This window comes from Chryseobacterium glaciei, assembly GCF_001648155.1.
Lineage (GTDB): Bacteria > Bacteroidota > Bacteroidia > Flavobacteriales > Weeksellaceae > Chryseobacterium > Chryseobacterium glaciei.
Genome location: NZ_CP015199.1, coordinates 3,346,509 through 3,365,382 on the forward strand (window position 1 = coordinate 3,346,509; position 18,874 = coordinate 3,365,382).

Genomic DNA, 18,874 nt, shown 5'->3' on the forward strand with positions numbered 1-18,874 from the left:
AGAATGGCAACAAAAAATACACAAGCTACTCCTCTTACCGAGGAGGAGCTTTTACAAAAAGCAGCCGATTTACAGGCTCAGTCTGAAAAATTGGAAGCAGATATCAAAGCCTTTGAAACTGAGAAAAAAGAGTTTGCAGAATACAGAGAAACTATTGATGCAGCGGTGAAAACCAACGTAGCACTAGATGAAGATCTGAAAAACAGAGAAGCTTCTTTGGCAGAAAAGCAAACAGCTTTCGATACATACGTTGATGAAACTAATGAATCGCTTGAAAAAAGAGAAGCTGCTTTAGAAGAAAAAACCGGAAAAAAATCCGGAGAATCCGAACCAGGATTAGAGTTTGAATTTGAAGAAGAGCCGTACAAGTTTACTGACTCAGCTCCGAAATTAATCACAGTTAATGGTAAAGCATATAGTCAGAAGCAAATTGTTGAAAACTATGATCTTGCTCTACAATTGATTGGCGGGAAAAGTTCTTTAATCATTAAAATTTCATAAAATGCCAGAATTAGACGATTGCTCATTTGACAATGTACCTACAGAAAACCTTAACTATTGTCCTAATAAAGACATGGTAGGTGGTACAGCGATTGATTTTTACTATGCTCCGGCTGCTCATTTTTTAACTTTCGTAAAACCAATTGTAACTTCTGCAACTGGTTATGAAGCCAGAATTACCGTTGCAGCAAATAGTATCACTTTTAAACCTGAGAAAGGTTGGAAGAAAATTACGATGTTAGTGGATGAAAGTGAACTGAAAAATACTTTAGTAGGTAACAAAGGAAACAAAAAGCCTAAAGTAGAATTTGATGCTTATATTCCAAACTTCATCGCAAGAAATATCGGTTTTATTGATGCTCACATGAATACTCCAATGGTTTGGTGTGTTCCTGATAGTACCGGGAAAAAATGGATTGTTGGTAATCCTGATGCTCCTGCGATCTTTGACAAGGGAGACGGTACAACCGGTAAGAAATACGAAGATAATTCCGGAGTTGGTGTGACGGTTTCAGCGAACACAAAACTTTACACTTACCTTGGTGAAGTTGTAGAGTTGGCCGACGAACCTGCAACACCTTAAAAACTTTATCATGGATAAATATTTTCTATTGGTAGTAAAGCGTGGTTCTGTCGTGAATAGACCTAATGGACAAAGACAGACATTAACTGAAGTTCCAAAAAATGCATTAGAGCTATGGGAGGAGGGTACTTTAACGCTCTGCCTTCGTAAAGATGGATTAGAACTGTTAAATGATTTTTCTAAAGAACGCCTGGAGAAAGTTCTGCAGTTAAGAAAAAATCTAAATTACAGGGCCGAAATCCAACTTTTAGAAAGTTCTATCAAAAACTTTGGAAAAGCCAAAAAAGCCGATAAAGCAGAATAGATTCATTTTTTATTTATATTTTATTTGTTAGGAACCTCCAGTGATGGAGGTTTTTTTTATTTATGGAAAAACATCAGCAAAACATAGAACTGTATCTGAGTTCCGGAGGAGATCCGAAACTCGCAGCCAGGTATAAAAGTCCGACCTTGGATAATAGATCCAAATTGAGCTACTTACTTTCTCAGATGAATATCTCTTACGAAAAAAAAGAAAATATTCATGGACAAACTTTGGACATCGATAGACAAAAAGTAGACAAACCTCAGAAAAAAGTAGATCTACCGGTTCCGGATCCGGTTGAACCTGATAAGCCTAAATTTTTAGGACTAATCACTCAATATCCGGTTGAGCTTCATTCTACATATCATGATGCTTTTGCGATCTGGCTCAAGCTCTGCAGTCTGAAAATAAAACTCAATGGCGTGGATCCGGAAGATGAAGCTTCAGCTTACAGTTTTCAAACGAAGATGCTCAGGCATATTCAGAAGTTTGATAAATGTAAAAGAGTCCTGGATCATTATCTTGAGAATAAAAGGATACTTCCAACTAAAAGCAAAAATGACTATTCCAATATGTCGGTTCTGGAGCTTGACCGGGAGAAAAGAAACCTTGCCGGTCTTATCTGCAGGAGAAAACAAACCATTGCTAAAATGGAAAGTATGCTTCCTGAAATAACGGCTCCGGACTACAATAGAAAGTTAGCTGCCATTAATAATAAAATTGAGCAGCTGGAGGTTTTAATTCTAGATCAAGAAAAAATACTGGAATTACTTGTTTGATGGTAGAATTTTATTTTATTTGAAAAAAATATTATGAAACAAATCTTTAAATGTTTTCTAGCATTATCATTTTTACTTTTAACGTTTTCATGTAAAAAGAATCAGCCCAGTCATCAGACTTCCTGGAATTCTTCAGGAAACAATATGGTCAAAGTTCAGTCGTATGACAATAATGGAAACCTTATTGAGTATTTTATGACCTATTCTCTATTTAATAGTCTTTATAACAATGGCGGTTATCGGTCTATAAATAATTATTATTATCACAATAGGCCGGCTTTTGACAGATCATATCGGACGTATAAGAGTCAGTATTCATTTTCGGAAAACCCGAAACGATACAAAAGCACTTATAAAAAGGCTGCATTAAGAGCAGTTTCCAAAAGTCCTTCACAAGAAAGAACAAAAAGTAAAAGCGGTTTTTTTTCAAGCTTCAGGAAAAGTTCACCGAGCTATAAAAGTTCATTCAGAAGTAGCAGCACTTCCAGATCATCGAGTAGCTTCAGAAGTTCATCATCAACTAGGAGAAGATAATTTAATCTGATGAAGAATAAAAAACGGATCCGAAATCGAATAAAATCAATACAGAAAGGGAGAAAGCAGGTTATAGTTATTTTTTCTTCTGCAGGATTTAAAATGTTTACAACTAAATTTCTAATGGATAAAGCGTTTAAAGCAAGTAACCGTATAAACATGCTTTAACCAAATTATACTTTAAATTTTGAATTTAATTTTGAAAATAATAAATAAAATGACAGTATTAGATAGTATTAAAGAAAAATTGGCAGCTTTAGAAGCGCAAAAACAGGAAACTTTGAAAGACTTACAAAAGGATTTTCCTTTGATTTTCAAACCATTATTTGAGAAATCTGAAAAAATTCAAAGTGTTGGATGGAGGCAATATACCCCATATTTCAACGACGGAGACGAATGCACCTTCAGTGCAAATACGGATGATCTTATAATCAATGGTGAAGATTCTGGCGATATGGAGGCTGAAAATGATTTCTTCAATAAAGAAATTTGGGATGGAGGTACAAAATTGAATCCGAATTATATTGAGAGTGAAGGAAATATTATTGAAGAATTTCAGAAAGCATTGTCTGAAATTCCGGAAGAATTCTATAAAGAACTGTTTGGTGATCATATTAAAGTAATAATAGAAAGATCCGGTGAAATAAAAACAGAAGAATATAACCACGATTAATATGGCTGCACCTCATATTCATGCGATTTCTTCTGTTAAAAAATATGGTGGAAAAATGGAGGATTATATTCCTATCCATGCTAAAATGGACTGTAGTAAAGCATATTTCCCAGATAACAGGCATAGGGTATTGACACACAATATGTTTTGGGTAAAGGAAGTAATGATTCCTATTTTTGGAGAAGTCATAACAAACTCAGATGGGAAATTAGTAAGTGTTAAAGATATTTGTGAGCAGCATATACTCGAAGATTTTAGACATAAATTTATTCCTACTCCTCAAGATTATATTGAAAATATGGAATTTTTAGAATGGATGCAAAACGGTCGGACGATACCAAATTCAGCAAAACTGTTGTATAAAAGTAATTCTTCGATAACATATAAAAATTCAATAGAAAATTAAATAATACGTGAGTAATAAAAAAAGTATCAGGAAACTGATCCAGGCGAAATATAAGCCGTCAAGAAAAGTGACTTTCTTTGATCACCATAAATTTGGTTATGAGTTTGGAAAAGCTGGAGGGAATGCTGCTAAACAATTAAGGCTTATCTCAAAAGCATTTAGTTCAATTATGTATGCTTATAGTGATCTTTATAGACGACATTCAGTTAATTCTTTAAGAAAGTTTACAGGGAGAGGCCATAGTAATTCTATCAACCTTGGAAGAGAACTCAGTAGTGCAGTAAAGAATTTCCCTAGATCAACAGGTCTCATTGTAGGCGAAACCTTTGTACAAATAAAATCCAGAAAATTACCATCAACAAAAGAAGGAATGGAGATGTTTGGTCTATATGAAGGTGTTGATTATGTAGTAGGTAAATGTGGTAAAGAACTAGGATTTGAAATGCCTTTTCAGCTTCCAAATTCATGGCAAAACGTAATTCATTTCAGGAATGGTACAATTGCAGTAATGGTGACATTAGATAATCTGAATTCTAGGCGTGGATTGAGATCAGATTTTATTTTATAACACTCGGCTGACGCAAGATTAAATTTCAATTATTTACAGCTCAAGGCCTGACAGATGTCAGGCTTTTTTATGTCCTTTTATAGCGGTATCCATGACAATATTTTCGCTACATGGATATTGTAAAATTCACTAAAGACAGCATTTTTCAAAAGATAAAGGCTTGGTATATTGATGAGAGTTCGGTTACTCTCAGTGAAAAAGACCTTAAACGTAAAGATAGGATTTCACATGCCTGGAGTCTAAGAAAGAATAATAAATATTCTCCAAGTCAGGTTATCCAAATAGTAGTAAGAGATCACAACGTATCTGAATCTACTGCTTACAGAGATTATTCGATGGCCATGAATATTTTCGGTGATCTTGACCAGGTGAATGTTGCAGCTGAGCGACTGATCCTCGCTGAGAGCTACTGGAATCTGTACCAGATGTCTCTTAAAAAAGGTAATGAAGAAACCGCCCGAAAATGCCTTGATTCCTATAAATCCCTATTCAACTTTGCTGATACTGAGCAAAAAATTGATCCTAAGAAACTCGAAGCTTCAGTTTATAAATTGAACCTTCCAAGAGGTGCAAAAAATATGTTGGAGGCTATGTTCCAAACCGGTGTTGCTGATTTCAACAATATTACAGCACAGGATGTCAGCTGGAAAGAGGTGGATAATAATGAAGAAGATACAGAAGACGATGGCGACTAATTTTTCACAATATAATATGCCTATCCGGGAGGTAACGCTGAACTGGATGCAGGCTTCTGTAGAGCTGGCAATTAATACCTACAAGATTAAGAATATTACCGTGAAGGCTGCGAGGGGTTCCGGTAAATCTACGATCCTGGGGGGTGCAATCCGTACTGCAGTAAAAGAGATGCCACGATCCACTGGTGTAATTGTAGGCGAAACATTCGTACAGATCAAATCCAGAACGCTGCCATCGACCAAAGAAGGAATGGAGATGTTCGGTCTGTATGAAGGCCTTGATTATGTAGTCGGCAAGTGTGGAAAGGAATTAGGATTTGAGATGCCGTTCCAAGCTCCAGATTCCTGGCAAAACGTGATCCACTTCAGAAATGGTACAATTGCAGTTATGGTGTCGCTTGACAATCCAAACTCCGGGCGTGGTTTGAATGCCTATTGGGTGATCGGTGATGAAGCTGCACTATTGACTTATGAGAGGCTTTATAATAACGTAATTACTACCAACAGGGCTAAGAAGGCGATATTTAAGAATAAGCCAATGCTCCATTCCCAGATATTTGTTACATCGGTACCGATGACCAAGAAGGGTGACTGGATCCATCACCGGGAGAAGCTGGCCCTCGAAGAAGTTAGAAATAGAGTTCCTTTACATCTCAGAAAGCATCTATTTATTAAGGCTAATGCATTCATAAATGCCCATAACCTGAAGGATGGATGGATAGAAGATATGGAGAAAGAAGCTCTATCCAAGACTTTATTCAACGCTGAGATCATGAACATAGATCCTATTGGAGTACAGGACGGTTTCTATGCTCAGCTAAAGCCAAAGAAGCATTACTACAAGGATAAGGATAATGAATACCTTATTGACGTCGGTATAGCCGGCGAGTTTAAGCCAAGCTGTAAGTATGACCAGGATCTCGTCCGTAATGTTCCCCTGCAGATGAATCTTGACTTTGGTGGTAAAATTAACTGTTTAACAATCTCTCAGTATCTGAAGACTCAGCATAGGGTCAATTTTATCAAGGAATTCTTCAGGAAGAATCCTGATATCCTGGATGAATTGATCGATGACTTCATTGAGTATTATGAGCCACATAAAGCGAGCTGTAATGAGGTCCACCTGTACTATGACCGGTATGGTAGCAAGAAAGAAGCTAACAGTAAGACCACCCTGGCTGAAGATGTAATCAACAGATTAAGAAGGGCCGGTTGGAAGGTTATTGATAAGACCCCTAAAACGAATAACCCGCCTCATGCAGCTAAATATACGCTTCTTAACTATATACTATCGGAATCCGATGTTCGTCTTCCTATCGTAAGGATTAATGAAGACAACTGTCCTAACCTTATCATATCGATGGAGAATGCACCACTGAAAGGTAATGATGCATTCGAGAAAGACAAGTCCTCAGAGCGAAGCACCATCATACTCCAGGAGCATGCCACTCACTTCAGTGATACACTTGACTACAACCTATATTGGCAGTTCTGGCACTTGGCTGACAACTACTACAAGTCCTCATTCCCCGTATCGAACCTACTCATCCCTTAAGAACCTGCCTAGAGCAGGTTTTTTTTACGGGAATACGTAAAATGCCCCAAAAACGCCATTTTATGCGGTTTTGAGGGGGTAGCCCCCTCATATATCGTGAAATTCGAAAACTGCAATCGTAGGGAGGTATAAGGCGGCTGTGTGCCTCAAAGCCACATTTTGAGAATAAATATTGTTTTCCGGGAACTAAAATTTTGAGAATCAAAATTTTATAAAAAAAAACGTGAGAAAAGGGGGTGTTTTTTGACAAAAATAAATGTGTCCTTTACTCTGAATGGTGTCAGCTTCATATTCGCACCATGCAAAAGACAATGTTTTTGAGAGAAGTTCTCACGGAAATGAAAAAGCTGGATGAGAATAAAAATCCGGTTCCTTTTTCTATTACCGTAAGAACCTACAATCAACAAAACAAAGTAGGTGGCCGGTTGGTTACCTGGGACAATGCTACACTCATGCAACCTCCTAAAACACCGGGAAAAATCAGGTTATCTCAGAAAATAGATTTTAAAAATCCAAATCATTTTAAAAATCATACCAGGAACCTGAAGACAAACCTGGGGAAAAAGAAAATCAACATTCTGTTTATAACCATGTTTAACGGATATGAGGTCATTCTGTAAGCTTAATTATTAACTAAATACATTTTTATTATGAGTAACGTACTATCAATCGGAGAAAGAAGAATGAGAATAGACTTTAAAGAGCCTGAACCGGGAAATGTTTATGCTTTGAAAGCAAAGACTGCAGAAGCAATCAATCTTCTGGAAGATTATAAACTCGATCCGCGCAATGAAGTCGATGGAGAAACTGCAAGGCTGATCGCTACATCTCAAACGAATATTGAAGGTGCAGCTTTATGGGCCGTTAAAGCCGTCACAAAATAAAATGAAATGGAAAATCGACCGGACTGAAACCTATTGGTATCAGTCCGGCAGAGACTCCAGGACTTATGTAAAAATTACTTATTGGTATCAAACCGATAGCTGTTTGACAAAGCAAATAAAGATCAGCTACACGGCTTCTGATGAAGAAAACTTACCGGACTGGACTTTATATGCTCAAAAACGAAATACAAGTTTAGAAAATCACTAATGAAAATTTCAGAAGATATTTATGCCATTGGTGGCAAAAACAATGGAGCTGTACTCGCATTCAATGCAGTAAAAGACCCCATGCATTCTACTTTTAAAACTAAGAATACTGATACTTTAATCTCCGGAAAATGGCTTCCTTGGGGCGATGATAACTTGTATCCTATAACATTTGAAGCAAAATTAAAGAAAACAGGAGTTGCTATTGGAGGTCTTGAAGTTTTAACAGCTGCTCATTTTGGAACCGGCTTCCAACTTTATCAAGGTGTAGAAACGGAAGAAGCGATTACTTTTAAAGAACGTCTAGCTTCTTCATTCCCGGAAATAAATGATTTTTTTACCCGGACCAAATTTAATATTACGATATCTGAAATTATCCTGGATTATGAAACCTGGAGGATCGCATTCCCGGAATATTTACTTTCTCCAAACGGAGATAAGGTTATATCAATAAGAAGGCTTAAAGCTGCTGATTGTCGTTTCGAAGTTCCGGACAATACCGGGATCATTAATAATATCGGGGTCAATACGGACTGGGTTAATTATGAAGAGGCAAATACGGTTCCTATCCGTTGCTTTGCTGCGAATATTCCTATTGATGAAATTAAAGAATATTGCAGGCAAAAAGGAATTAGGAAATTTACAATTCCGGTTATAGATACTCTATTGGTTGAGAAAACCTATCCTTCCGTTGGATGGCATTCTTCTTTTAAAAACGGGTGGGTTGACGTTGTCTTATCTCTTCCTGAGTTTAAAAAACAAATGTTCAATCAGCAGCTGAATGTAAAATATGTAATTCATATAGCCGACGATTATTTTGCTCACATCTATGGGACTGCCTGGGATAGTTTCAGTGATCAGGAAAAGCAGAAAAAAAGAACTGATCTTGTTGATCTTATCGATAATGAGCTGCGTGGTAATAAAGGGGCCGGTAAATCTATCATTTCGCCTTACTTCAGGGATAGAGATTCCGGAGAGATAATCAAGGGAGTTCAGATAGATACGATTACACAGCCACAATCAAGTGGCGAATTCTTATTGGATGGCTCCGCTGCCAATTATGAGATATTGACTCCGATGGGGATTGATCCTTGTCTAATCAATGGCGGAGCTTTCGGAGGTAAGTCGCTCAGCGGTTCCGGATCCGATAAGCGTGAAGCTTGGACAATTCTTTGTGCCAAATTTCCAATAAAGCAGATTCGCACACTGCAGATATTTGAGAACATAAAGTATTGGAATACCTGGGATCCGACCTTATTCGGAAAGTTTCCAAATACCAATCTCACGACTTTGGATAAAAATCCTAACGGACAGACTAAAATCGTTAATTAAAGTTACACAAAAAAGGGTAAAAAAAATGGAGTATTATATTACTAAAGAACAACTTGAAGAATATCTGATTTTACCGAAAACTTTCGATTGGGAGTTAGTAGATCAGGAACTTGGTTTTGGAAAAATATTTGAAATTATTCCTGTAGAAATTTATCTGCAGATAAAAACTTCAATTGATATTAAGCAAAAAGAAATTTTCAGACTACTTACGAAAGCAGCTGTTCATTATTCTTTTGTGCTTTCAATCCCGAAAATTAAAGTTCACATCAATAATATTGGAATCAGCAACTTTGATGATCCAAAATTAAAACCGGCTCCGTGGTGGGATGTTCGTGATCTGGGACTTTCGCTACTGAAATTTGCAGATAAGCTTTTTTCTGAATCCCTGGATAAAATTTCTGAAGTGCCAGCTTTAAAATCACAAGTTCCATTTTTTCAGAAAGTATCAGAATATATTTCTACTCCTTCAGAATTTGAAAATATTTATTCAATCAATTATTCTCCGGAGGTTTTCTTAATGCTTCAGAGATTTTTAAAACAGGCTCTGATGCTCAAGGTTTACGAGAACATAAAGCCTGAGTGTGTGGATCAGATAAAAGCCAATCCTGAGTTGTACGAGTTTTTTAAGGATGCAATTGTTTTTTATTCTCTTTATTATGCAAGCCTGCTGCCTTCTTTTGTTTTCCTGCAGAATGCTGTAGTGATTCAATATGAAGAGCTGCCTTGGCAAAAGTCTCAGGTTTTATCTCCTGACGCAAAAATGATGTCCGGAAAGAATTTTTTAAAACTTGCAAATGAAAGTTTAAAAGTGATCAGCGATTACATGAAGTCACATTCTTCAGAGTTTCCATGCTACACAGGTCCGGAACCTGATCGCCTTATGCAAGCTCGCGATTCAGGAATTTATCTTACTTAACTGTCCTTTCAAACCGATACTCTTATCGGTTTTTTTGTTGCTGTAATGAACAGCTTTGATAACATAGAGACTTGCTACTACACTGAATATAATTCAGGGGTACAATGTAGATTATATTATGCTCCTGAATCCTTTTTCTTTAGAACTCCACTTCCTTATCCGGGAGAAAGTTTTGAATCTGAAGTGATCATTCAGGACGAAATTATAATGAGACAAAACAAGAAGCTTCACTATATCGATATTTTAATTGATGAGAATGAATTAAAACTTCTTTTATCCGGGGCGTTAGCCAGAAAAAAAAGCAAGATTAATTTATCCATTTTCATTTTAGGATTCTTGCCTTCGGTGCTTGGATTTATTGAAAGGGGAATGAACCTTCCATTTGTGTTTTTTATTCAGGATACAAACGGAAGGAACTGGCAGATCGGCCATATAAGGAACCGTGCTTTTATTGAAAATGCAGATACCGGAACCGGGAAAAAGTACGAAGATAATTCCGGATCAGGAATTACGATTACCTGCAATTCACCTCTATTTCTTTACAATTTTTCATTAGATCATTTCTCCAGACCTGGAGATTTTAATACAGATTTTAACAACGATTTTTTTAAAAGCTATGACTAAACAAGAAATTTTAGACGCTATCCAAGATCAAATTACAACAAACGGTTTGCAGGAAATTACAGGGCAAATTTTGAATATGATCCTGACTTCTATTGCCACAATTATTCCGGATGATGCAATGCTTACTTCTTCTTTTGGAGGCATTGTAACACCTGCAAGCGTTATTGTGGTTACACCCGGGCAGCAAAAATGGGTTTTTGCTAATCCTGGAACCTATCCCAATTATGGAGGATTTACTTTTGTTGCAAATAAAATTAATATTCTTTCTTATGATGGTGCAGAATGGCAAAGACTTGAAATCGATATAGATAATCTAGGTCTTGCTTTAACTTTTGATCCTAGTAATAATACTGAACCAATTTCTGCTAAACTTGTAGCAGATAGATATGACAAAATTATTACTGCTCTGGATTCATTTTTTGTAAAAGATAAAAAAAGATACTATGCTACAGACACGTCTTTAGGGTGGAGTATTAATGCTTTAAAAAATGATAATACAAAAGTCTCTACTGGATTATTGTTTTTAACGGCTTTAAATATACCTACGATAGGAAGAGAAAAAATGTATATTAAGCTAGTTAGATTTTCTACACTAGAACAATATTTAGATGAGTATTCATCTATGTTGGGAGTAAAAGCAAATGGAGATGTTGAAGTTTTGTTGATTGGTAAATTAAATAGTTTGCCAAAGGAATTTGAAGAATTTACTATTGATATTTCATCATATACTTCTATTTCTATTTGTTACGATTTAGTAAACGAAAACACGCCTGATTTATACAGACCAACAATTGAACTTTATAGCACTAATAATGAAAAAGATTCAGTTAAAGCTTACATAGACAATAAAGCATTAGAAGATCAACCTGATAGCGTTTATTCTAATAAAATAAAAGATGTTGTAATTAACATCGATAACCTTACTGGCGTGAATGATGATGCGAAGATTGATAAGGCTATTGCTATGGTAGAAAATGTCGGAGGCGGACAAATATATTTTCCTTCTCGACAAATCAATATTTCAAAAGCTATTTTAATCCCCTCTAACACTAGGTTCATCTTGGATAATTGTCAGATCCAGATGATAAATAATATTCATGATAATATTTTTCGCTCAAAAGGACTTAAAATAAACCCAGCTCAACCGAACGGGTTGCAGACAGAAGCAGATTGGGCTGAAAACTTTGAAATATTAGGCATTGGCATGCCTACTATGCGGCAGTCAATTGTGCCTTTACATGTAGGAGACGCGTATGGCTGGAGAGGTTGTTCTATATTATTAGTTAAAAGTAGAAATTATAAAATATCAAATATTAAGATAATTGAATCTCACATGTGGAGTATTTCCAACGAGTACTGCGAGAACGGTTATTTTGAAAATTTAGAATTCCAAAATACGTTGTATGCTAACGCTGATGGTTTGAATTTCCGTAATGGCTGTAAGAATATGTACGCTAAAAAGCTTCGTGGTGTAACGAATGATAATGCTGTAGCAACAACCGTTTTGGATTCAACTATTCCTGTAAATCCAAATGCTGGATATTCGTATCAGGCGTTAGGATGGAGTTACGGAGATTATCACGGAGCTGAAAATATAATTGTTGAGGATGTTCAGGTTAAAGCACTTTACGGGGTTGGTTTAATTATTAGCACATCCAATATAGTTAAGAATATTACCTATAAAGATTTTGTTAGTTCAGTTGTTTCTGCAAATGATTGGGATAATGTTGCCGTTTGCGGCAATAGTTACAGGTCTTTTGTTTATGGCACCTCGTATGTGGATGGAAATGTTCACAATATCAATATTATAAATTCAACAACATCTATACATCAGTATTCTTTAGGAATATATGGTGGGAAAATTGAGAAAATTTATACTTCAATTATAACAAACTCTAATCTATCTGGATTAGGCGCAATCAAAAATGATACAACAACTGTTATTAATTAAATTTTGATTTTAACTTCAAGAAAAAACTTTCAAAATATTTATAGGAAAAATGGGAAATAACAAACGTCAACAAGAAGGTAATTGGATAAATGATCCATAGATTCTTAAAATAAATTGATGCTCTGATTGCTATAGTCAAAGCAACGAAATGATACATATAGATTCCATAAGATATTGAACCGAGATAATTTGTGACTTTATTTTCTAGAACTGATTTAAGATCATCATTACAAGCAAGATTAACAATGATAATGGCAAACAGCAATGCGTAAATATCATAATGAAAGAAACCGAAATTCACTCCGAAAAGCAGCAGTAATATTGTTGAGATAACTGTAATGAAAAATACTTTTCTTTCAAAAATAATATTGATAATTAAATTTTTATTATAAACTAATATAGCAAATATGCCTCCCAATGCCATACAATTAATATTAAAGTAGAAAATAAAGCCTTTTATTATCTGTTGAGCCTTGTCATTAATAACAGGAATATTGGTGTAGTTAAAAAAAAATTTGACAATCCAATAACCTATAATAAATGTAATCATAATTCTGATTGACTTTTTAGGGAAAAGAATAAAAAGAAATGGCCAGAATAGGTAAAATTGCTCTTCGGTTGCGATAGACCATGTTTGCGAAGTATAAGGAATATCTCCATAAATAGGAATTCCAACATTAGCGAAAATTGATAGATAATAAAAGATATTTGGAAATCGATGCTGAAGAACATCCGGGAAAATATTTTTATCTGGAATGTCAAAGAAGGGGATATATGGGTAAACAAAAAAGCCTAAAAAAACTATTAAATAATACAAAGGCCAAATTCTTAAAACCCTTCTTAAGTAAAAATTTTTAATAGATATAGCACCTTTACTTTCTTTTTCATGTAATAACAGAGATGTAATTAAAAACCCGCTTAAAACAAAAAATAAAACGACACCTAATTTGCCTATAACTTGAAAAAATGGAATATTCCAATAATTATTTAAACCGAAAAGAGATTTATAAAGCTCAATATGATGGACTATTACTAATAATGCAGCAATAAATCTTAGGGAATTAAGATTAGGGTAAATTTTTTTCATTCACAAAAATAAACAAAAAATCAAAAAAATCAATGAAAGGTTTTTTCTACACAATAATAGGATGGCTTGGAATCGAAGTTTTAAGCAGCAATAATGCGATACTAATTAGGATACCGGAAGGTTCACACGGATGGTATTTACTATTATTTATCAATTTCTTTTTTCTTTTTTATGGAATGTATTCAATCTATAAAATAATTAAAAGGGCAATTAGATGTTATCAGTTTAAAAATTTTAGAAAAATAAAACAAAGACAAGAATATGCCAACGGAAAAGGAAATCAAAATAGTGATCACTGATGGACTTCTTAACTGGCCATACTCTTCAAATGATTGGATTATAATTGTACTTGCTATCTCAGCTTATTTCTTCAGGATGTATCTAATTTATAAGAATACAGATAGCAAAAACCCGAAACTTATCGATTGGATCGGAATTTTTGTTCTGACTGTATTAAGTACAATAACACTTTATGAGATGGCCTTGCATTATGAATGGCCGTTGAAAGTCTTTTTTCTTCCTTTCGCTTTATCAATTATCCTGGCTAAGGATGTTTCAGATTGGCTATTTATGACCAAGGACGGAAAAGATTTTATCATTCACACTTTTAAAGAATTTATATCTGGAGTATTAAGAAACTTCGGATATGTAAAACAAAATAATAATTCTGACAATGAAGAAAACAATACTCCTGACGCTTAGCCTTTTTCTGCTTTCCTGTGGAACCAGACAAAAGGATTTACAAAAAAACGAAACAAAAACAGAGTCCGAGAATTCGGTAAATAGTAGTTCGGAAGCTGCTGTGAAAATTAACCGGAAAGATTCGCAATTACAAGTCTCTGATTTATCAAAAACCAAAATTTCTGTAATCCCTAAAGTAAATAAATGCTCGGATCCTCAAAATCCAACACAGCCTCCACAGCCTAGAAATATGAATGTAAAAGATTCAAAAGGAAATGAAGTCAATATTCCGGTTGATGAAAACTCGGAAATACATATTGAAAACACTTCTGAACTTGAGACAAAGTTAAAAAGTACAGAATTGGAGCTTGGGATCAGTGAGAAAGAAAACATAAATCTTCAGACTAAAAATACTGAACTACAAAAACAGATTGATTCTTCAGTAAAAAGTAATAAACCAATGTGGTGGCTTTACATTTTAATCTTTGTTTTAGGAGTCCTCTTTATCCCAATCATTAAATTTTTTATAAGAAAATGAAAACTACAGCACAATTTAAAACCAAATTTGGAACGCCAACCGAAACCGGGAAAGGATATTTGGTAATAATAGATCTACCATATCCAATGCGAATTGCCTGGGATGTAGAAACAAGCGTAAAAAAAATGTCTTGTCACAAAGATATTGCTAAGCCTTTAAAAGCGGTTTTCAATGAACTTTTAAAGGTTTATGGATATTCTAAGATTAGAGAATTAGGAATTGATTTGTTTGGAGGCTGTTTCAATTATAGACAAATGAGAGGCGGATCCAGTTACTCAGTACATGCATGGGGTCTTGCTATTGATCTTGATCCGGCCAGAAACCAACTCAAAGAAACCGCGAGAACCGCAAGATTTGCAAGGTCGGAATATAAAGCAATGATTGATATTTTTTACAAACACGGCTTTGTGAGTCTTGGCAGAGAAAAAAACTACGATTGGATGCATTTCCAATGGAACGAATTTTAAATATTTTATCTTTTTACTGAAACCCGTAACAAAAAGCGTTGCACATATGCAACGCTTTTTGTATCTTTACAAAGTCAAAATAATCAAAGTTTAACAATTAAAATTTTAAAAAATGAAAACAGAAACAGATTTAAACAAAATGAAGAAAGATGCATTATATGCATACTTAGAACTATGTAATATTGGAGATCTAGTTCCAGACAAAGCACTTTATGATAAACTAATAAACTTTAATGATGTAGAAGGATTAGAACTGAATATCTCCATAATGGAATCGGGAATCATAAAAATTAAAAAAACGAAAACAAAAATAGAAATGGAAATTAAGCGAAAGAATGAGGAGTCTTTATTCAGACAAATACTAAATTTCTTTAAGTAAAAAAGCCCTCCTAGGAGGGCTCTTTTGTCAAAATAATCTTAGTTTTGCAACTAAAATCAGCTGTAAATTTATGGAAAATAATATAGAATTAGAAAAAATAATTCTTTATATAGAGAATGTTAGGAAATCAAAAAAGATATCTTTTTATAAAATTGCTAAAGAAACTGGTTTGAATAGGTCTACAGTTCAAAGAATTTTAGAATTTACAACTAAACCGGAATTAGGTAATTTTTTACTGATAGCGAAAGCTGTCGGAGTTGAAATAAGTTATTCAGAAATTAAGTAACTTATTTTCATAGAAAAAATTTAAAAGCATAACAATAATAATGATAAAGCAAATCCAGAATAATATTCCTATAATTTTTATTTCTGTATCATTACTTTTAAATAGTATGCAATCATTAATGAAATCTCTCATTTTTTTCTATAAAAATAAGTATCAAATACTATTCTATATTACGGATTACCGTAATTCCAAATAAAATCACATTCCATCTTCTAGTTTTCTGATCTCCTGTTGAGCAAATATTTCCATTTCCTCAATTACTTTGTCTCGCTCATGCTTAGACTTAAAAAATCCATGTTCAGTAACACGAGAGATCATTGTAGGATTCGCTTGATCTACTTTAAAAAGCATTTCAATTCCGTTAGCTAAATAAAAAACGAAAAATTGCTGAGATGCAGGCTCATAAAATAATTTAATTGTCCTTTTCATAAACGTTAGGCTTTCTGAGATTGCAGCAAAAATAATGCAATGGAAGGAAATATCATAGTTGCAAGATCTTGGAACCAATTAAATGATTGGCAGCTGCAGGAAATAGCACACCTTTATCTCAATACCCCGGTTGATGATTTCGCAGAAGCTTACGCGCAAATGATCCTTATCGTCTATCAAAAATCTCCCGATTTAAAAGCCAGGCTCCAGCTCAAGAGAATTACAGACGATGTTCCAATTACCGAACTGGCTAAACATACCGAATACCTCAAAGATAGAAATGATCTGTATCGCTTTCCGGAGATTCCTGGAGTAATAAAACCTGCAGATAAAATAGAAAATATTTCTGCACGTCAATTTTCTACAATTGATACCTATTTTTTTAAATGGAATAATGAGAGAAATTTATTAAATCTCAAAAGGCTTGTGGCTACTATTTACAGGCTTAATGATCAGTATGACGACCTTGATTTAAAAAGTGTGTCGATGATCACCGATAAGATTACGGAGAAGCAAATGGAGGCCGTCGCTTTGGCTTATATGTTTATTCGAAAACACATTGAAGAACAATTCCCTATTGTATTTCCTAAAACTCCGGAAACGGAGGAGGAGAAATTACAACCGGTCTTTAAGAAAAAAGACAGGGATTTTGTTCCTTTTGATAAAGCTCTGTTGGCTATGGCAATGGATGAGCTCCAGCCGTTGGGGAAAAAACAGGATGTAAATAACGTACGTATTTATGAATTCCTGAGCGTGATGTCCGAAAGTATAGTGTATCATAAAGCAAAGCAGAAATCAAATGAAGGAAAATAGTTACATAGAGGTCAAAAATTACTTTGAAAATTTATCAGTGCAAGCAAATTTTATAAATGATTTTGTTGGTTTTTTTCAAAGAGAGTGGGCGAATAGAACCGCCTCCGTTAAAGGATTAAAAACTCCAGCTTTAGCACTTTTTAAATATGATCTTGGTTTTGATGGCCCGGATCAGAATACTGTTGCCGTTCGAAAACTCGGCTTTGCGATTATGTTTAATAATATCAAGCCAGATGATCTGGAGGGTCAGTATATTGCGATCCATGATGCTGAACAATTAGCCTTAAAAGTGCTAGGCCGGATCCGGTATGATAGTAATACTCCAGATCATCCATTGTTCAATTCTTTTTTAAAAGATTCTGTAGAAATTAATCCAGTGGAACTTTCCGGAGGAGAGGTTGGAGTAGATGTTTTATTTAATTTTAAAAATAAGCAATTATTGAAAGTTGATCCTGAAGACTGGGAGGATATAGAAAATATTTGTCAATAAAAATACGGGCACCCATAATTGTAAATTTATTTTAGTGCATACCTTTACGGAAGAAATTTACCGTTATTTATTTTGCGGTTTTGATTTTTTACATATCTTTGTAGAGCTAAACCCAATTGACCTGAAGAAGTCTTAAAAAATCTTCACAAAATTTTCACGAAAATATAAAGACCTCGGTCTTGATGAGTATTGGTTAATCTTCTTCGGATGATTGGGTTTAGCGACTTCCAAGAAAATCAAGACTTTTTTCTTGTTCTATTTGAAATTTAATTTTAAATAAATATAAAATGCTAAACCCAGTAAAAAACACTAAAAACAGAAGCTTCAGTAAGTTTTTAGGACAAAGAAGAAAATCTTTTTTACCAAAAAAAGAACAACCACAAAATTTCGATTTTGTAAAACAAAATCAAGGATCTATTTCAGCGTCCACAATTTCGCACGGAATTATTAAATGCCTATTCTCATCCAAAGCAACTGGAAAAACAGCTTTTGCATTCGGTCCTACATTGGGAGATGCTTACCAGAATATGATTGGAAAATTCAACCTTAAATATTCATAGTCATGGAAAGCCCGTTAGATTTTAATTTCAAATTAGGTTCCTGGCTAAATTCTCAGCAACAATTTTTTGCAAATCAGAATATTCAGGAAGAATTGTTCAACATTAATGAGACGGTCAGTAAAATAGATGAATTCTCAGAGAAAGAAAAAGATATGATAAAAACGATGTCTTCAAGCTTTCTGAAGCTTTCTTTTATCATTAATAATAATCCTTCCAAAGCTGAAAAATTAATACAATATTTGCAATAAAAACATGGACGATTATAAAGAAATATTGAAAGATTTACTTCTGCAGTATTATGACATGACTCCCGGAGGTGATCTTGTTCAGATGCAGACTTCACAGATTTTAGCGTGGGCAAAAGGAATTATACCGAATAAACCCATCGATGAACATGATACCTTCGATGTACTGAAGGAATTGGGTTTTAAACAATCTCAAAAGATAATAACAGAAAAAATCTGTACTTTTGAAGGAAATAAAGCTAAGGGTATTAAACCCGAATTTGAAGATGTAGAAGTAGGCCGGATCCTGGTGTGGAATCTCTACGAAAAAATATAGAATTGACAAGCGGAATGTTTGTTTGGGTGTCCTTTTTTAAAGGGCATCCTTTTTTTTTATTTGAATAAAAA

At 34.5% G+C, this 18,874-nt stretch carries 29 protein-coding genes; 27 read left to right on the top strand and 2 right to left on the bottom strand.

All coding sequences use genetic code 11. The annotated features are described in order from the left end of the window. The first annotated feature begins 3 nt into the window (after positions 1 to 3). The 17 genes from A0O34_RS15050 to A0O34_RS15125 all read left to right on the top strand — a co-directional run bounded on the left by A0O34_RS15050 (position 4) and on the right by A0O34_RS15125 (position 12,512). Positions 4 to 501, top strand: a complete 498-nt coding sequence (locus A0O34_RS15050) for a hypothetical protein (RefSeq protein ID WP_066756151.1) — start codon at positions 4 to 6, stop codon at positions 499 to 501. Between the two features lies 1 nt (position 502). Continuing rightward, positions 503 to 1,084: a hypothetical protein gene (locus A0O34_RS15055; protein ID WP_066756154.1), complete on the top strand. Its 582-nt coding sequence runs from the start codon at positions 503 to 505 to the stop codon at positions 1,082 to 1,084. Between the two features lie 10 nt (positions 1,085 to 1,094). Further along, a complete protein-coding gene (locus tag A0O34_RS15060; RefSeq protein WP_066756157.1) occupies positions 1,095 to 1,388 on the top strand; it encodes a hypothetical protein in 294 nt (97 codons plus the stop codon). 62 nt (positions 1,389 to 1,450) lie between these two features. Next, complete coding sequence (locus tag A0O34_RS15065; RefSeq protein ID WP_066756160.1) at positions 1,451 to 2,167, top strand: hypothetical protein; 717 nt, start codon at positions 1,451 to 1,453, stop codon at positions 2,165 to 2,167. A 33-nt stretch (positions 2,168 to 2,200) separates the two neighbouring features. Further along, positions 2,201 to 2,701, top strand: a complete 501-nt coding sequence (locus A0O34_RS22375; protein WP_157886036.1) for a hypothetical protein — start codon at positions 2,201 to 2,203, stop codon at positions 2,699 to 2,701. A gap of 217 nt (positions 2,702 to 2,918) precedes the next feature. Further along, complete coding sequence (locus tag A0O34_RS15070) at positions 2,919 to 3,374, top strand: hypothetical protein (protein ID WP_066756162.1); 456 nt, start codon at positions 2,919 to 2,921, stop codon at positions 3,372 to 3,374. Between the two features lies 1 nt (position 3,375). Beyond that, positions 3,376 to 3,780: a DUF6915 family protein gene (locus A0O34_RS15075; RefSeq protein WP_066756164.1), complete on the top strand. Its 405-nt coding sequence runs from the start codon at positions 3,376 to 3,378 to the stop codon at positions 3,778 to 3,780. Between the two features lie 7 nt (positions 3,781 to 3,787). Beyond that, a complete protein-coding gene (locus tag A0O34_RS22615; RefSeq protein WP_066756166.1) occupies positions 3,788 to 4,348 on the top strand; it encodes a hypothetical protein in 561 nt (186 codons plus the stop codon). Positions 4,349 to 4,458: 110 nt separating this feature from the next. After that, on the top strand, positions 4,459 to 5,043 hold the full coding sequence (locus A0O34_RS15085; RefSeq protein ID WP_066756168.1) for a hypothetical protein: 585 nt from the start codon (positions 4,459 to 4,461) through the stop codon (positions 5,041 to 5,043). Next, positions 5,012 to 6,598 carry a hypothetical protein gene (locus A0O34_RS15090; RefSeq protein ID WP_082891173.1) on the top strand — a complete coding sequence of 529 codons (1,587 nt, stop codon included), beginning with the start codon at positions 5,012 to 5,014 and terminating at the stop codon, positions 6,596 to 6,598. Before A0O34_RS15085 ends, A0O34_RS15090 begins: the two co-directional genes overlap by 32 nt. A 299-nt stretch (positions 6,599 to 6,897) precedes the next feature. Continuing rightward, positions 6,898 to 7,218, top strand: a complete 321-nt coding sequence (locus tag A0O34_RS15095; RefSeq protein WP_066756185.1) for a hypothetical protein — start codon at positions 6,898 to 6,900, stop codon at positions 7,216 to 7,218. Between the two features lie 30 nt (positions 7,219 to 7,248). Then, positions 7,249 to 7,482, top strand: a complete 234-nt coding sequence (locus A0O34_RS15100) for an Acb2/Tad1 domain-containing protein (protein ID WP_066756186.1) — start codon at positions 7,249 to 7,251, stop codon at positions 7,480 to 7,482. A 1-nt stretch (position 7,483) separates the two neighbouring features. Next, entirely contained in the window at positions 7,484 to 7,690 is a 207-nt protein-coding gene (locus A0O34_RS15105) for a hypothetical protein (RefSeq protein WP_066756190.1), read from the top strand. Further along, positions 7,690 to 9,021 carry a hypothetical protein gene (locus A0O34_RS15110; protein WP_066756191.1) on the top strand — a complete coding sequence of 444 codons (1,332 nt, stop codon included), beginning with the start codon at positions 7,690 to 7,692 and terminating at the stop codon, positions 9,019 to 9,021. The genes A0O34_RS15105 and A0O34_RS15110 overlap by 1 nt, the downstream gene beginning before the upstream one ends. 25 nt (positions 9,022 to 9,046) lie before the next feature. Then, on the top strand, positions 9,047 to 9,937 hold the full coding sequence (locus A0O34_RS15115) for a DUF6712 family protein (protein ID WP_066756194.1): 891 nt from the start codon (positions 9,047 to 9,049) through the stop codon (positions 9,935 to 9,937). 45 nt (positions 9,938 to 9,982) lie between these two features. Beyond that, positions 9,983 to 10,561: a hypothetical protein gene (locus A0O34_RS15120; protein ID WP_066756197.1), complete on the top strand. Its 579-nt coding sequence runs from the start codon at positions 9,983 to 9,985 to the stop codon at positions 10,559 to 10,561. Continuing rightward, positions 10,554 to 12,512, top strand: coding sequence for a hypothetical protein (locus tag A0O34_RS15125; RefSeq protein ID WP_066756199.1), 1,959 nt, complete (start codon positions 10,554 to 10,556; stop codon positions 12,510 to 12,512). The genes A0O34_RS15120 and A0O34_RS15125 overlap by 8 nt, the downstream gene beginning before the upstream one ends. Here the strand turns inward: A0O34_RS15125 and A0O34_RS15130 are convergent. Beyond that, positions 12,505 to 13,599, bottom strand: a complete 1,095-nt coding sequence (locus tag A0O34_RS15130; RefSeq protein WP_066756206.1) for an acyltransferase family protein — start codon at positions 13,597 to 13,599, stop codon at positions 12,505 to 12,507. The genes A0O34_RS15125 and A0O34_RS15130 overlap by 8 nt on opposite strands. 261 nt (positions 13,600 to 13,860) lie before the next feature. On the opposite strand from A0O34_RS15130, the gene A0O34_RS15140 reads away from it, so the two are divergent. The 5 genes from A0O34_RS15140 (at position 13,861) to A0O34_RS15160 (ending at position 15,950) form a co-directional block, all read left to right on the top strand. Then, complete coding sequence (locus A0O34_RS15140; protein ID WP_066756210.1) at positions 13,861 to 14,301, top strand: hypothetical protein; 441 nt, start codon at positions 13,861 to 13,863, stop codon at positions 14,299 to 14,301. Further along, positions 14,273 to 14,818 (top strand): hypothetical protein, encoded by a 546-nt coding sequence (locus A0O34_RS15145; protein ID WP_066756213.1) that lies wholly within the window; start codon positions 14,273 to 14,275, stop codon positions 14,816 to 14,818. Before A0O34_RS15140 ends, A0O34_RS15145 begins: the two co-directional genes overlap by 29 nt. Continuing rightward, positions 14,815 to 15,285, top strand: coding sequence for a M15 family metallopeptidase (locus A0O34_RS15150; RefSeq protein WP_066756216.1), 471 nt, complete (start codon positions 14,815 to 14,817; stop codon positions 15,283 to 15,285). The genes A0O34_RS15145 and A0O34_RS15150 overlap by 4 nt, the downstream gene beginning before the upstream one ends. 112 nt (positions 15,286 to 15,397) lie before the next feature. Beyond that, on the top strand, positions 15,398 to 15,664 hold the full coding sequence (locus tag A0O34_RS15155; RefSeq protein ID WP_066756219.1) for a hypothetical protein: 267 nt from the start codon (positions 15,398 to 15,400) through the stop codon (positions 15,662 to 15,664). A 70-nt stretch (positions 15,665 to 15,734) separates the two neighbouring features. Continuing rightward, on the top strand, positions 15,735 to 15,950 hold the full coding sequence (locus A0O34_RS15160; protein WP_066756220.1) for a helix-turn-helix domain-containing protein: 216 nt from the start codon (positions 15,735 to 15,737) through the stop codon (positions 15,948 to 15,950). Between the two features lie 198 nt (positions 15,951 to 16,148). Here the strand turns inward: A0O34_RS15160 and A0O34_RS15165 are convergent, their stop codons facing one another. After that, positions 16,149 to 16,379 carry a hypothetical protein gene (locus A0O34_RS15165; protein ID WP_066756221.1) on the bottom strand — a complete coding sequence of 77 codons (231 nt, stop codon included), beginning with the start codon at positions 16,377 to 16,379 and terminating at the stop codon, positions 16,149 to 16,151. A gap of 39 nt (positions 16,380 to 16,418) precedes the next feature. Between A0O34_RS15165 and A0O34_RS15170 the strand changes: the two genes are divergently transcribed. The 5 genes from A0O34_RS15170 (at position 16,419) to A0O34_RS15190 (ending at position 18,803) form a co-directional block, all read left to right on the top strand. Next, positions 16,419 to 17,192 (top strand): hypothetical protein, encoded by a 774-nt coding sequence (locus tag A0O34_RS15170; RefSeq protein WP_066756224.1) that lies wholly within the window; start codon positions 16,419 to 16,421, stop codon positions 17,190 to 17,192. Next, positions 17,179 to 17,682 (top strand): hypothetical protein, encoded by a 504-nt coding sequence (locus tag A0O34_RS15175; protein ID WP_066756228.1) that lies wholly within the window; start codon positions 17,179 to 17,181, stop codon positions 17,680 to 17,682. Before A0O34_RS15170 ends, A0O34_RS15175 begins: the two co-directional genes overlap by 14 nt. Positions 17,683 to 17,969: 287 nt before the next feature. Continuing rightward, on the top strand, positions 17,970 to 18,242 hold the full coding sequence (locus A0O34_RS15180) for a hypothetical protein (protein WP_066756231.1): 273 nt from the start codon (positions 17,970 to 17,972) through the stop codon (positions 18,240 to 18,242). Positions 18,243 to 18,244: 2 nt separating this feature from the next. Continuing rightward, a complete protein-coding gene (locus tag A0O34_RS15185) occupies positions 18,245 to 18,490 on the top strand; it encodes a hypothetical protein (protein ID WP_066756233.1) in 246 nt (81 codons plus the stop codon). Positions 18,491 to 18,494: 4 nt separating this feature from the next. Continuing rightward, positions 18,495 to 18,803: a hypothetical protein gene (locus tag A0O34_RS15190; protein ID WP_066756235.1), complete on the top strand. Its 309-nt coding sequence runs from the start codon at positions 18,495 to 18,497 to the stop codon at positions 18,801 to 18,803. Positions 18,804 to 18,874: the final 71 nt, after the last annotated feature.